The organism is Rheinheimera tilapiae (assembly GCF_042432165.1).
Classification (GTDB): domain Bacteria; phylum Pseudomonadota; class Gammaproteobacteria; order Enterobacterales; family Alteromonadaceae; genus Pararheinheimera; species Pararheinheimera tilapiae.
On sequence record NZ_JBHLXP010000001.1, the window covers coordinates 1853634 to 1867833 of the forward strand.

13 protein-coding genes are annotated in these 14200 nt (G+C 50.5%); 3 read left to right on the plus strand and 10 right to left on the minus strand.

Annotation, left to right across the window (positions count from 1 at the left end; translation table 11 throughout):
- Positions 1-69: 69 nt before the first annotated feature.
- Positions 70-681: an arylesterase gene (locus ACFFJP_RS08030; protein WP_377242217.1), complete on the minus strand. Its 612-nt coding sequence runs from the start codon at positions 679-681 to the stop codon at positions 70-72.
- Between ACFFJP_RS08030 and ACFFJP_RS08035 the strand changes: the two genes are divergently transcribed.
- Both ACFFJP_RS08035 and ACFFJP_RS08040 read left to right on the plus strand, forming a co-directional pair.
- Positions 680-1402 carry an ABC transporter ATP-binding protein gene (locus ACFFJP_RS08035; RefSeq protein ID WP_377242219.1) on the plus strand — a complete coding sequence of 241 codons (723 nt, stop codon included), beginning with the start codon at positions 680-682 and terminating at the stop codon, positions 1400-1402. The two genes, ACFFJP_RS08030 and ACFFJP_RS08035, sit on opposite strands and share 2 nt — an antisense overlap.
- Positions 1392-3917, plus strand: coding sequence for an ABC transporter permease (locus ACFFJP_RS08040; protein WP_377242221.1), 2526 nt, complete (start codon positions 1392-1394; stop codon positions 3915-3917). Before ACFFJP_RS08035 ends, ACFFJP_RS08040 begins: the two co-directional genes overlap by 11 nt.
- A gap of 13 nt (positions 3918-3930) precedes the next feature.
- Here the strand turns inward: ACFFJP_RS08040 and ACFFJP_RS08045 are convergent, their stop codons facing one another.
- The 4 genes from ACFFJP_RS08045 to ACFFJP_RS08060 all read right to left on the minus strand — a co-directional run bounded on the left by ACFFJP_RS08045 (position 3931) and on the right by ACFFJP_RS08060 (position 7563).
- A complete protein-coding gene (locus tag ACFFJP_RS08045; RefSeq protein WP_377242223.1) occupies positions 3931-4824 on the minus strand; it encodes a TIGR01777 family oxidoreductase in 894 nt (297 codons plus the stop codon).
- A 163-nt stretch (positions 4825-4987) separates the two neighbouring features.
- The gene (locus tag ACFFJP_RS08050) at positions 4988-6307 is read right to left on the minus strand and encodes an ATP-binding protein (RefSeq protein ID WP_377242226.1); all 1320 of its coding nucleotides are present in this window, start codon (positions 6305-6307) and stop codon (positions 4988-4990) included.
- Entirely contained in the window at positions 6304-6984 is a 681-nt protein-coding gene (locus ACFFJP_RS08055) for a response regulator transcription factor (protein ID WP_377242228.1), read from the minus strand. The genes ACFFJP_RS08050 and ACFFJP_RS08055 overlap by 4 nt, the downstream gene beginning before the upstream one ends.
- A 78-nt stretch (positions 6985-7062) precedes the next feature.
- On the minus strand, positions 7063-7563 hold the full coding sequence (locus tag ACFFJP_RS08060) for a glycine zipper 2TM domain-containing protein (RefSeq protein WP_377242230.1): 501 nt from the start codon (positions 7561-7563) through the stop codon (positions 7063-7065).
- Between the two features lie 219 nt (positions 7564-7782).
- On the opposite strand from ACFFJP_RS08060, the gene ACFFJP_RS08065 reads away from it, so the two are divergent.
- Positions 7783-8103: a ComEA family DNA-binding protein gene (locus ACFFJP_RS08065; RefSeq protein WP_377242232.1), complete on the plus strand. Its 321-nt coding sequence runs from the start codon at positions 7783-7785 to the stop codon at positions 8101-8103.
- Between the two features lie 126 nt (positions 8104-8229).
- Here ACFFJP_RS08065 and ACFFJP_RS08070 read toward each other — a convergent pair whose 3' ends face one another.
- From ACFFJP_RS08070 to ACFFJP_RS08090, 5 genes are all read right to left on the minus strand, one after another.
- Positions 8230-9453, minus strand: a complete 1224-nt coding sequence (locus ACFFJP_RS08070) for an EAL and HDOD domain-containing protein (RefSeq protein ID WP_377242234.1) — start codon at positions 9451-9453, stop codon at positions 8230-8232.
- A gap of 130 nt (positions 9454-9583) precedes the next feature.
- Complete coding sequence (gene putP / locus ACFFJP_RS08075; RefSeq protein ID WP_377242237.1) at positions 9584-11074, minus strand: sodium/proline symporter PutP; 1491 nt, start codon at positions 11072-11074, stop codon at positions 9584-9586.
- Positions 11075-11220: 146 nt separating this feature from the next.
- Positions 11221-11916 (minus strand): DUF3379 family protein, encoded by a 696-nt coding sequence (locus ACFFJP_RS08080; protein ID WP_377242239.1) that lies wholly within the window; start codon positions 11914-11916, stop codon positions 11221-11223.
- On the minus strand, positions 11909-12424 hold the full coding sequence (locus tag ACFFJP_RS08085) for a sigma-70 family RNA polymerase sigma factor (RefSeq protein ID WP_377242241.1): 516 nt from the start codon (positions 12422-12424) through the stop codon (positions 11909-11911). The genes ACFFJP_RS08080 and ACFFJP_RS08085 overlap by 8 nt, the downstream gene beginning before the upstream one ends.
- Positions 12425-12513: 89 nt before the next feature.
- Positions 12514-14196, minus strand: a complete 1683-nt coding sequence (locus ACFFJP_RS08090) for a BatD family protein (RefSeq protein WP_377242243.1) — start codon at positions 14194-14196, stop codon at positions 12514-12516.
- Between the last annotated feature and the right edge of the window lie 4 nt (positions 14197-14200).

Consider the following 14200-nt stretch of genomic DNA (forward strand, 5'->3'; position numbering starts at 1 on the left):
TTTCAAACCTATTCCCAAAAAAACAGCGCGCTGCATTGTCAGCGTTGTGTCAACGCGCTTTATATCTGATTACATTTCTTCGATGAACGGAAGCATAAAATCCCGGATAATGGGCTGTGCCTTGGCGTTCGGATGAATACCATCTGCTTGCATCAGTTCTGGCCGTACGGCAATGTTGTCCATAAAAAACGGCCAGAGTTTTAACCGATGCTGTTCAGCAAGTTCGGCATAGACAGCAACAAACTGCTCGGTGTAGCGTGGTCCGTAATTCGGTGGAATACGTATTTGCATCAGCACAGGTGTGGCGCCCGCAGCTTTACTCAGTTCAATCAACTGTTGTAGGTTTTGCCGCAGCCGATTGACCGGAAAACCACGCAGGCCGTCATTGCCGCCGATTTCGATCAGCACAGCTGTAGGTTTATGTTGTTGGAGTAAAGCCGGCAGACGTGCCAGCGCGCCGCCACTGGTTTCTCCGCTGATACTGGCGTTTTGAATACGCCAGACTGAGTTTTTTTGTTCGAGGCTGTCCTGCAGTAATGCGGGCCAGCTTTGAGGCTGTTGCAGGCCATAACCGGCACTTAAGCTGTCGCCAACAATCATTAATGTTTTTGTTGCTGCATTCGCCGAAACCGGCAGATAGGCAGAGATCCACAGAGCACAAATAAGGAAATAGAATCGCATGTCAGTTACACCAGAGTTGTTTATTCAGACCCGCGCGCTTTGCAAACAAGTCGCGCTACCGGGTAATACGCTGAATATCCTGACGGATATCAATCTGACAATCAATAAGGGCGACAGTGTAGCTATTGTTGGCGCATCAGGATCTGGCAAATCTACTTTGTTAGGCTTATTGGCTGGACTAGATGTGCCGAGCAGTGGCGAAATTATTCTGGCCGGTAAACGGATTGATCTGCTCAGTGACGATGCGCGAGCTGAACTTCGCGCCAAAGCAGTTGGTTTTGTGTTCCAGTCATTTTTGTTGCTGCCAGCTTTGACGGCGCTGGAGAATGTCACCTTGCCGGCAGAACTTGCCGGACAACCTCAGGCCGTAGAGCGGGGCAAACAATTACTGGAACTGGTTGGCCTCAGTGCACGTATGCATTTTTTCCCCGCCCAGCTCTCTGGTGGCGAGCAGCAACGTGTAGCGATCGCCCGGGCATTTATCACGCAGCCTGCGATTCTATTTGCGGATGAGCCTTCAGCAAATCTGGACAGTGCAACTGGCCGAAAAGTCGAGGATTTGCTGTTTGAGCTCAACCAGAGTCAGGGAACCACCTTGGTTTTGGTAACTCACAATTCACAACTAGCGGCACGTTGCCAGCGTCAATTCAATATGGATGCCGGCCGATTGGTCGAAGCACATGCTGCGGCCCGCACACAGGAGCTTAGTTATGCTGGTTAAGATCGCCTGGCGACTGTTCTGGCGTGAGCTGAAAAACGGTGAACTCTGGGTCGTCGCCTTTGCACTGATGCTGGCAGTACTCACCGTGGTCAGTTTGAGTGGGATTACTGACAGCGTCCGAAGTGCATTGATGCAGCGTAGCAGTAACTTTACCGCTGCTGACAAAGTGTTGCGTTCCAGCTCGCCGTTTCAAAACGAGATCTTTACCCAAGCGCAAGCTCTGGGGTTAAAAACTGCGGAGCAAATTCAGTTTAATACCATGGTGTTTGCCGGCGACAATATGCAGCTGGTCAATGTCAAAGCTGTTTCAGCCGAATACCCGTTACGAGGGAAATTGCTGCTTGATACCGCTGAAGGACAGGTGTCGCAGTTACAACGAGGTATGTTGTATCTGGAACCGCGGTTGGCGCAGATACTCAATGTGCAGACTGGCGCTCAGTTGGATGTTGGTGCTGCCACATTAACCGTCGGTGGCTTCATTGTGGAAGAACCAGACGCACCGCTGAATCTATTTGGTGGGCAACCGCGAGTGCTGATGCACCTGGCCGATGTTGCAGCCACTCAGGTCGTGCAACCCGGTAGTCGTATTTCGTATCGCTATATGTTTGCCGGGGACGGACCTGCTCTAAAACAACTAGTGGACGATTCGGCCGATTTGTTGACAGCCAACGACCGCTGGCAGCAATTGGATCGGCAAAGTGCAGTGGGCAGTGCCCTCGACCGTGCTGAACGGTTTTTGTTGTTAGCAGGATTGCTCGGGATTGTGTTGGCAGCCGCCGCCGCCGCAGTTGCGGCAAATCGTTATAGCCAGCGCCACCAAATGGCGGTTGCAGTCATTAAAGCGCTCGGCATGACCTCTGCGCAGGCCAGGCAGATTTACTTCAGCCATCTGTTGCTGGTGACTTGTTTTGCCAGCGTGCTTGGTTTGTTATTGGGGTTGGCAGCCAACTTTGCGGTACAAGGTTTCCTGAGCCAATGGATTGATGGTTATCAGGCTATGTTCAGCGCCAAAGCGCTTTGGCTTGGCATAGCCACAGCCTTGATTTGTTCTTTGTTGTTTTCGTTGCGCCCGGTCTGGCGCCTGACGGCAGTTCCCGCTATTCAGGTGCTGCGTCAGCAAAGCGCGCCGTGGCAGATGGATTATTGGCAATTGGCCAGTGGGTCAGCAGCGGTCTTACTGTTGATGTGGTTGTTTAGTGGCGACCTGTGGTTATCCGGTATGCTATTTTTGGCCTGTGCCGGATTTGGGCTCTGTTTGCTGGGCTTTGCCGCGTTGTTGGTTCGTTTTGCGAAACCAATGGCCGCAGGGCAAAGTAGTGCATTAAAACTGGCGCTGGCCAATTTGCGCCGTCGGTTGTGGCAAAACAGTTTTCAGTTGATGACCTTTAGTCTGGCGTTGTTTTTGACGCTGGTGCTGTATTTCCTGCGTGCTGAATTGCTGGAACAGTGGAAACAACAAGTCCCTGAAAATGCGCCAAATCAGTTCCTGGTGAACATGACTGCGGTGGAAAAAGATCAGATCGCTTCGCAGTTACAGACGGCAGGATTAAGCACAGGTATTTTCTATCCGATGGTGTCAGGCAGAGTAGTGGCGGTCAATGGCGAAGCGCTGGAGGAACCTGAGCAGGATGCGGCGGAGCAGGCCAGCAGCAAAGCGGAAGAGCCACAGCAGGCCGGCGGCAAAAAGCCCGAGCAAAAAGCCAGACGTGAGGGTTTTGGTCGTGAGCTGAATCTCAGTTGGTTAGAAGAACTTCCGGCTAATAATCAACTGACAGAAGGACGCTGGTTTTCCGGCAAGGCGGAAGTTTCAGTGGAGCAGCAACAAGCGGAGCGCTTGCAGTTAAAACTGGGCGATACGCTGAGCTTCGCCATTGGTGGCCAGCAGTTTGATGCCACTGTGACCAGTTTCCGTAAAGTCGACTGGAACAGTCTGCAACCGAACTTCTTTATGCTGTTAAGTCCGGATCTGATGGCTGCGTTTCCGGCGACATATCTGACAGCGTTCCATTTGCCCACCAGTAAACAGCAGGTGCTGACCACATTGTTAAAACAATATCCAACGGTTTCCGTGATCTCGGTCGATGCGATATTGCTGCAGGTCAGCCAGATTATCGACCAGGTGTCGCTGGCGCTGACGTTGATTCTGATCCTGGTCTTTACCGCTGCGGTACTGGTGCTGGTGGCTCAGGTACAGGCGACGGTCGAGCAGCGTGAACAGGAGCTGGCGATCTTACGGACGCTGGGTGCTAGAGGCCGATTCCTGCAACAAGCCGTGTTGTTCGAGTTTGCTGCGCTTGGACTATTAGCGGGCGTATTTGCTACCTTACTGGCAGAGATCCTATTGTCGGTGGTACAACTACGGATGTTCCAGTTGCCATTTACTCCACACTATAGCTTGTGGGGCATCGGGCCTGCCGCCGGCCTACTGCTGCTGACCGGACTCGGCACTATATTACTGCGAGGCATATTAAAACCGACACCGGCCAGTCTGATCCGTCGGGCTTTGCATAGTTAAATTGGCGCTGTTGTTACAGCGCCAGCGACGCCAGCGCTTGTCGCAACTGAGTGTATTGAAACTGAAAACCTGCGTCTAACAGGCGCTTTGGATAGACTTGCTGGCCAAACAGCAGCAAGTCTGCCATTTCGCCAAACAGCAAGCGTAAAGCAAAAGCTGGTAATGGCATTAGCTCAGGTTTATTCAGCCGTTCTGCCAGTAGCTTACTGAATTGCTGGTTGGTGACTGCCATTGGTGCGGTGGCATTGTAGATACCTTGACACTCGCTGTGTAATAACATGTAGTCAATGATATTGACCATGTCATCAAGATGGATCCAGGACATATATTGCTGGCCGTCAGCCAATTTCCCTCCCAGTCCGAGCCGGTAAGCTGGCACCATCCGGCTCAGCGCGCCACCCTGTTCGGACAACACTACACCAGTGCGCAGGATACAGACTCTGGTTTTCTCGGTCTGAGCACGCATTGCCAGATTCTCCCAACGGGCACAGATATCGTGGCTAAAGTCTGGATAAAAAGTCTGACAGTTTTCGTCAATACTACCGCTGTCTTGACGGCCATAAAAGCCAATGGCTGAACCACTGATCAGTACTGCGGGTGGGGTGTTAGCCTGCAGAATAGCGCCGGCGATTTGCTCGGTCAGTTGCCAGCGACTCTGGCAGATACGGTTTTTTTGGTTCTCAGTCCAGCGTTTGGCTGCAATCGGTTCGCCGGCGAGATTCACTACAGCGTCAAGCTGATTAAAATCAACGCTGGCCAGGCTGTCTATCCAGTGTACGGCAAGGTTTGACTTACGTTGTGCTTTTGTTACGTCACGGCTTAAACAGATCAGTTGATGCTGATGTTGCCAGCGCTGACACAATGCCTGACCGATAAGACCGGTCGCGCCGGTGAGCAGGATCCGCATAGAAGATCTCCTGAAATGAAGGCTTAAACAGTGTAGTACGTTGACAAGCCTGCTGTCAGATCAAGCGCTTATTAGCAGAACGGCCAGGCGCAACTCTGGAAACATGGACGCCGTAGTATGCGGTGCATACAGCACAGCCAAGCCACTGTGCCTGAAATGGACATTAATATTGATGCTGAGCAAAAATCAAACTGAAGCTGGCGCCGCCCAAAGTGCTTTGACTAATTTCGAGTTGTCCCTGATAAGACTGACAAAGTTCATCGACGATGGACAAACCAACACCATGGCCATCGGTATAGGTGTCCAGACGGGTTCCACGGCTTAACAACTGCGCTTTTTTATCCATTGGCACACCAGGGCCGTCATCTTCGATCGTCAATTGCAGTGGTTTACATTGCACAGACAGTCTGACCCTTTGTTGACAGGCTTTGCAGGCGTTATCAAGCAAATTACCCAGCATTTCCATCAAATCTGTTTCATCGCCACGAAACATCATCTGTGGCGGACAATTGACTTCAAAACGGATTTGTTTGTCGCGATAGATTTTTTGCAGCGCATTTTTTAACTGTTCGGCCACTGGGCTGATTGGGATCTGCTTCAACCAGATATCCTGACCTGAACTGCTGGCGCGTTTGAGCTGATGTTCGATCATCGCGGTGATCCGGTCAATCTGGTCGCGCAATTCGGGCTGCTCTGCCAGTGCCGAAGTTTTCAGTACGGCAACTGGTGTTTTCAATGCATGGGCGAGGTCACTCAGGTGATGCCGATAGCGTTGTTTTTGCCGGTTTTGATTGTCAAGCAGCAGGTTCAGGTCTTCTTTGATGGTTTGTAGCTCGGCAGGATAGCGTTGGGTGAGTTGCTGCTGTTGGCCACTCTCAACTTCACGGATCTCGTGATCAAGCGCTGATAGCGGCTGTGTGGTCCAGTAATAGGCCAGCAGCATGATGAGTGCCAACACCAGACCTATACCGATAAACCAACGCAGCAGTGTTTTACGGAAGCTTTGCATTGGTGCTTCAAGCAGTCGGTCGTCCTGCAGAATATGGATAGTCAGCGGCATGCTGCGTTCACCCATATCAAACAGCAGCGCAAATGATAAAACCCAATAGGTCTTGCCATCTTGTTCTAATGCAACGAACTCATGTTTTCCAGGTAGCATTTCATGCACTGGCGGTGTAAATGTCTGATTAAGCGAGGAATCTGATTGCCAGATCAACTTATCGTCCGACACGATATACGCGCTGGTACCTGAGTCAGTGCGCAAAAAATCTGCAGGCAAAATACTGTTATTTATTTCAACCACATCATTTTTGCTGGAGAGTTCGGATAAAAACGAGTACAGATGCACTTCGAGCTTTTGCTCGGTACTAGTCAGTAACTGGGCGAAAAATGCCCGCTCAATGGCAAGGAATGAAGCGGGCAGGATAAAAATAAGCAGCACCAGGCAGACAATGGCCTGACGCAGCTTTAACGACAATGTCATGCGCCAACCGCCAGATTAAAGCGGTAGCCCCGGCCGCGTAGAGTTTCGATTGGTTTGAGTTCACCGTCCGGGTCGAGTTTTTTGCGCAGTCGCAGTACAAACACTTCAATGACGTTACTGTCGAGATCAAAATCCTGATCATAGATATGTTCGGTTAACTCGGTCTTGGAAATCACTTTGGTCGGATTGAGCATAAAGTACTCCAGCACTTTATATTCATAGGCGGTCAGTGACACTTCGGCGCCGTGAGACCAGACTTGCTGAGTGCGGCTGTTCAGGCTGACCGGGCCAGCACTAAGGGTTGGGTCCGGTTGGCCGGCGGCGCGGCGGATCAGAGCATTACATCGGGCCAACAATTCTTCCATATGGAAAGGTTTGGTCAGGTAATCGTCGGCTCCGGCGTCAAGGCCTTGCACTTTTTCCTGCCAGCTGCCGCGGGCGGTCAGCAGAATGATTGGCGTTTTAATATCTTGCTGACGGGCTTTTCTAATCAAAGACAAACCATCCAGCTTTGGTAAACCAATATCAACGATGGCGAGATCATAAGGGTACTCGCTGATCTTAAAAAAACCATCAGAGCCATCATGGGACAAGTCCACTGAGAATTGTTGCTGCATCAGGTGGTTTTTCACTTGTTCGGCGAGTAAGGTTTCATCTTCAACAACCAGCACGCGCATGGCATTTCCTTTTCAGTGGCGACATTCAATGGGGAGTGTAAAACAGTCGGGGTCAGGCGGGAAGCCTGACCATTAAGCTTATCGATTTCTCGGTGGTTCAACGACCACCGGCATTTGCGCTCCAGGATCTCGATCGAGCATCGTCGTATATTCGCGGCCATTCAGTTGGTAGGTCACGCGGTAGCCGTCCACCACACTTTGGTATTCGACTTCAGTGCCAGCCTGATAACAGACGGTTTGCAGATGCACGACGTCAGAACCATTCTGTTTGCCGACATCATGACCAATGGAACCACCTAATACCGCACCTGCGGCCATCCCAACTTTTTTATTCGAGCTGTTGTGACCAATGGCATTGCCTAGTGCACCACCGATAATAGCGCCAACGATAGTGGGGGTTGCTGAATCAGATTCACGTTGGACAACCTGCCGCTCTTCGCAGACTCGTTTGGGTTTATGGATTTCAATGGTTTTGTAGACGGGTTCGGATTTTGTCACGTTGGCCATCACATAGTGTTTCTTACCATAGTGGCTGGAACAGGCGGTTAATAATGGTAGTAACAACAACATGTAACGCATCTTTGATCCTCCGAAACTGATTCAGACCGACATTAGCAACAACGAGCTTAACTTTGGCTGAATTAAAAATAATGCAAAAATATATACGATAAGTTGCATAAATGTAATTTTTAACTAATTTGAATAAACCTGATGAAAAAATGTACTAGTCAGGTATCAAGCGCCAGCCGCTGGATGGCTGGCACCTTTTAACATGCTCTGAATAGCAAGGAAAGTCCGATGAACATGAAAGCACTATGGTTTGCGCTCTGTGCAACAATCGCCTGTATGGGGGCTCAAAGCGCCAGCGCCGCCTTAAACAATCCAAGTAATGCTGACAATAAAACTGTTGGCGCGGTATCTCAGTCCAAACTGTCGTTGAATAAAGCTGATCAGCAACAGCTTGAAGCGATCCCGGGTATTGGCGCAAAAAAGGCGCAGGCAATCCTCGAGTACATCAAGTTAAACGGTCCAATCAAGGACAAAAAGCAGCTGATGGAAGTGAAGGGCATTGGCGAGAAAATGGCAGATCGTATCGCCGGTTTCGTCAGCTTCGGTTAAAGCTGTCGGCTTATGACGGCACTGACTAGTCGGGGGGCTGTTAGTGCCGTATTTGCTGTTAAACAGTGCGCCGCAACACCTGAATTGCGGCGACTGTTCCACCGGAGAAGGACGCGTGATTGGTGATTAAGCATCACCCAGGGCGCGCATTTGTTCGTTGGCCCATTGTACTGCCTCGTGGTATTTGTCCGGCAATACTTTTGGATCCAGCTTCAGCTTGGCAATCGCGATGTTGGCGTCTTGCCATTCGGCCCGTTCATAATGTTTGACTAGCGCCAAATATTCACTTAAGAAACCAGGTTCGCCAACCAATGCATCTTTAATATCTTTAGCCAGAGGTAATTTAGTCAGCACCGACGACATCGGTTCGTCCAAAATAGCGTCCATCAGTGACATCATGCCGGTCAGAAATGCTTTGGCTGTGTCCGTTTGTCGATGCAATGAAGCAATCCCTTCAGCAAATTTCGCCCGGGTCATCGCTAAACGCATCAGTTCTGCAGGTTTCTCGCTGGACACTTGGGCAGTGAACAACACTGACAGGAATTTTTTCAGTTCAACCTGACCTAAAACAACTAAGGCTTGTTTGATGGTTTCGATTTCAGAACGTCGCTTAAATACTGCGCTATTTGAATAGCGCAGTAATTTATAAGATAAATTAACGTCACGCTCGAAAATACTGGTGATTTGGGCAAGGTCCATTTCGGACTTTGACGTTTCGTACAGTAACTCAGCCAGTGTCATCTGTGCTGGAGACAAAGCTTTACTTTGCAGCATTTCAGGTTTCGAGAAGAAATAACCCTGAAAATAACTGAAACCCATATCCAGCGCGTTCTGAAACTCAGCATTGGTTTCGACTTTTTCGGCCAATAATTTGATATGCGGAAAGGGTGCAACTGCAAGCAGGATTTGGTCAATTGTTGCCGCGTCAGTGCTGCGAAAATCAATCTTAATAATGTCGATAAAGGGATAAAAATGGCGCCAGACCGGCTGATGAATATAGTCATCTAACGCGATGATATATCCGTCATCTTTTAGCTGTTGTACTTCAGCCAGCAATTTTTTGCCCGGCTGCACAGTCTCTAAGATCTCAACTACAACCTGCTCTTTCGGCAGCATGCTGGGGAATTTTTTTAACAGCGTATCGAGAGTAAAATTGATAAAGCCCGGTTTATCGCCAAGGAAATCATCGAGACCAAAATTAAACTGACTGCCAGCAATCATTTTTGACGTCGCTTCATCGCCGTCAATATCAGGGAATACGTTATCCAGCCCGTCTCTGAACAATAGCTCATAGGCGTACAGGTTTTTTTCCCGATCTAAGATAGGTTGGCGGGCGGCGTAGAAATACATAACAGCTAGGGTCCTCGGCGTTTGCTCTTCAAGCAATGTAGCAAAGAACATCAGGCAGTGGCTAATAAAATTTGTCGCTTTTTGTCAGGGAGATAGGCGCTCAGCCAAGCTTGACTGAGCGCCAGAACAACTAAGATTTGAGCTGTTTTTCCATTGCGTCGAAATGTTGGTTTACCACGTTATCCGGCGCTTTGGTCAGCAGACTGACCAGAACTATTGCAATGATAGAAAATGCAACGCCCGGCACCATGGCATAGAGGAAGTCATTTAATTGTTGTCCGTCGATCTGTAGTGGCGAGAACACCCAGAACAACACGGTCAGCGCTCCCACCACCATACCTGCCAGAGCGCCAGGCATCGTCATTTTGCGCCAGTACAGACTGATTAGGATCACTGGACCAAAGGCTGCACCGAAGCCTGCCCAGGCGTTACCGACTAAATCCAGAATAGAACTGCTGCGATCCAGTGCAATCCAAATCGCAACTACAGCGACCAGCATGACCGACAATCGTCCGACCAACACCTGGGTTTTATCCGATGCATGCTGATTCAGGAACGTCTTATAAAAGTCCTGCGTCAGGGCACTGGAAGTGACTAACAATTGACTGGAGATCGTACTCATCACCGCCGCCAGCAGTGCCGCCAACAGAAAGCCGGTAATAAACGGGTGGAACAGCACCTGCGACAACATGATAAAAATAGTTTCTGGATCAGCCAGCGGTTGTTTGGTCTGATGGACGTAAGCGATCCCGATAAAACCGGTAGCGACAGCTCCGCCCAAAGAAATAATCATCCACGACATGCCGACACGACGTGCGACCGGGAAGTCTTTTACCGAACGGATCGCCATAAAACGTACGATAATATGTGGCTGACCAAAATAGCCCAATCCCCAGGCCAGCAGAGAAATAATTCCCAGCACACTGGTTCCTGTGAAGAGATCGAGGTGATTCGGATTTAATGTTTCAACAATACTGAGGGTTGTGCCGAGATCTCCGACCACATTCAGCGCGACCAATGGGACTAAGACCAGCGCCAAAAACATAATAATGCCCTGGACAAAATCGGTCATGCTCACAGCGAGAAAACCGCCTAATAACGTGTAGGCAATCACAACTGAGACGGTCAGCGCTAAGCCGTAGACATAATCGAGTTGGAATACGCTTTCAAACAGTTTGCCACCAGCAACCACGCCGGAAGCCGTGTATAAAGTGAAAAACACCACAATCACCACAGCTGAGATTAAGCGCAATAAACGGGTGCGATCGGCGAAACGGTGTTCAAAATAGTCGGGCAGCGTGATCGAATCATTGGCGATTTCGGTGTAGATGCGAAAGCGGGGGGCTAAAAATAAATAATTGGCCCAGGCGCCGAGAATTAAACCGACAGCAAGCCAAATCTGCGAAATGCCGGCGGTATAAAGTGCGCCTGGTAAGCCCATCAGTAACCAGCCACTCATATCCGACGCGCCGGCCGATAGCGCAGTGATGCCTGGGCCAAGTTTGCGCCCGCCTAACATGTATTCAGATAAGTTACTGCTGGACTGTCGGTATGCGTAAAGTCCGATGGCCAGCATTGCGATAAAATAAATCGCAAGCGCCAGAATAGTGCCTGTTTCCACTGGGATCCCTCGACCTGTTGGTTATAGTTATGTTGCCGGGGCTGGCGCAACGAGACCAGCCATTATGACGGGGCAATGCTAACAATAGTCACTGGCAAGGACCAGCAGTTTTCCACGAACTGCGTTCAGGCTGCTACCAGTCGCAGTTAAATGTTAAATTTAAGTGACTTTGCCAGTAGTGGTCCGGCCTTTACCAGCAGCTGCGGTTGTTGCGCCACCAATACCAGCAAATGCTTGGCAGTTTTCAGGCTCTGGCCAAAAAAACGTGCATCAGCAAACTGGCTTGTATTAGCCTGCGGAAAATCGTTCTGATCCGGCACCACAAAAACAGTCAACGGTTGTCCATCGACTTCGAGGACCAGATGCAAGGAACGTACACCTTCAAAATCACAAAAACGTGCATAGCGGACCGGGACGGGCAGCTCGGCACTCAGGCCAAGTTCGGCAAATAGCGGCTGCAGACTTGGTTGGTCCAAAGTGCTGATCGCGCCTAATGCCGCCAGTTCATGGTAGACATGACTTAGTGCATGTTGACCCAGATCGGCACTGACTTGCGGGGCGGGATCCTGATAGAACCAAACTGACAACAGCAGCGCTGCAGCAGTGGCATAGGGCAGTGGACGCTGCCACCAGTGACGTACAACCGGCAACATTTGCTGGCGTAACAAAATCTGTTCGACCAGTTGAGGTGGCACATCAATTTCAAGCTGTTGTTTCAATTGATGATCCAATTGCAACAACTCCTGTTGTAGTTGCAATAACTGCGTATCGTCATTGAGCTGCTGCGGTGCAATGCTGGCCGGATCCTGATACAGCGCCCGGCGTAAAGAAAGATTATCCATGCTGGGAAACTCCATCTGAATGGTCAGGCTGCAGCCGGGCACGAAGTTGTGCACGGCCGCGAAATAAGCGGGTATTGACAGTGTTTAGATTCAGTTGCAGTACTGTGGCAATTTCATCGCCGGTCATGCCGAGTAATAGTTGCATCACTAATGGCTCGCGGTATTCCTGTGGCATTTCCAGCATCAGACGGTGTAACCGGTCCGTTGCAACCCAGTGTTCCGGCGAGGCATGAGCAGTATCTTCCAGACTGTCTTGTTCCACGTCGCTGTAGTCAAACTGCTTGCGCTCAAATCGCCGTGCATTTTCGTGGCGCAAAATCGTTAGAAGCCAGGATTTCGCGGCGCCGGCTTCTTGCAGCTGCGCCAGATTTTTCCAGGCGCGCAGTAAAGTGTCCTGCACCAGATCTTCGGCAATACTTTTTGACCGGCACAGCCAATAGGCGTAGCGGTAGAGATCCGGGGTATAAGCGCGGACCAGTGCCTCGTAACGTTGTTGTGCGCTGTTCATCTGAACTCCGCGCTCCTTGACTGTAATTATTCGACATAACAGCACAGACCGGCAAGCCTGCACTTTATGTGCAGGCGAAGTGAAAAAAATTAGCCGCGCGGGTATAAAGGAGCCAGGCCTTCAGCGGTTGTGCCTGGCTGATGATGAAAATGCGCCCAGGCTTCCAGTAAGGCCTGACCTTGCCACTGCACACCTGCGGGTTGATAACCCTGATAACTCAGTTGTTGAATTTGCGTTTTTAAAGCGCCATCTGGCAGATGCTGCACCAGATCGGCCAGTGATTCAATGTTTGCATCAATCAGTTGCTGTGCCCAGCGCAATAATTGCTCCCGCGCCAAAGCGGCATCATGCTGCTGACAGGCATGTTTTAGTTTGCGCGAATTAAACCGCAGTTCGCTGGCGCTGGTTGCGCGAGGCTCTGAAGTTTTGTCATTGCTGACGGCATGTGGCGCCGAGATCGCCCACCAGCCCCAAGCGACCAGAGTTAACAGCCATAAACCCAGTAACAACCAGCTGCTATAACTAAAGTGCCAGTCGGAGATTTTCGCGGACGGCAGGCTGTCCGTAACCGCTGTGGTGGAGGTTGCCGCAGGTTCCGGCTGTTGTACCTGCTGAGGATTGGGCGCAACCTGCAGTGTCACAGCGCTCAACACTGCTTCGTCGGGCTGGTTAGTTTTGGTATTCCACCAGCGTACGCGAACTTCTGGTAAGGTCAGACTGCCAGCTTTGTCGGCTATAATGGCATAGCTGAACACTTTTTGTGCAACGATCCGACCTTTGCGTTCCGCCTTGCGACTTTGGGGTTGCTCCGGATAGATTTTGGCGCCGGCGACGGTGCCAAGTTGTAAATCTGGCAACTGATTGTCGGCTAAATCAAGCGCAGTCAGCGTAATGGTCCGGGTTACCGGTTCGCCTTGTATCAATTGGTCACCGGCCGGGTTCCATTCATCGCTGAGCGCAACCAACTCGGACGCCAACCAGTTTTGTTGCTGGCCGTCTGGGATGGGTTTCACCTGCAGTGTTAAAGGTTGCCCTTCCGCTGACACGGCTTTAGTCCGGGCAAAATAGTCGTACCTTGAGTTGTCACGGTCGATCATTTCACCATTAAAAAACGGCGGATTCAGCGTCAGAGTGCCACTTTTTTGCGGGATCACACTATAGCGGCGTGTGATGGTCTGGTAGCGTTCACCGTTGACAATTTCACTGTTTTCAATGTCTTTACCGACTTGCTCCACATCCGCTCCGGCTAGCTCCGGCTGGCTTAGATTGCCGCGTTGCAGCTCCCCTTTAAAGTAAATTTTGATTTCGTAATACAGCATTTGCTGAACGTGCACGCTCTCGCTGCTAAAACTGTTTTGCAAAAATAATTCGGCACCTTGACCGGATGCCTGGCTGGCCGGTTGCACTTCCAGACTGATCGGTTCGCTGCTCAGCGCTCCTATCTGAAATGCCGGAATGGTCAGCGTGCCAGTGCGGCGCGGATACAGACTGAGTTGCCAACTGGTGCTTTGGCTCGACTGGCCGTTGACGATTTGCATGCTTTGGCTGACGGAAGGGCCGGTCACCCGAAAATCTGCTTCAAGGCTGGCAAAGTCGATGGCGCCAGCATCGACTTTTTCATCCAGCACCAATTGCAACATGATAGCTTCGCCGTACATCGCGGGATTTTTATCGACACTGGCCTTAAGCTGGGTAGCGGCCTGTACCTGACTGCTCAGGCAAAGCATTAACACCAGCAGGCGGCCAGCAAATTTGACCATCTGATTAACCATCTGA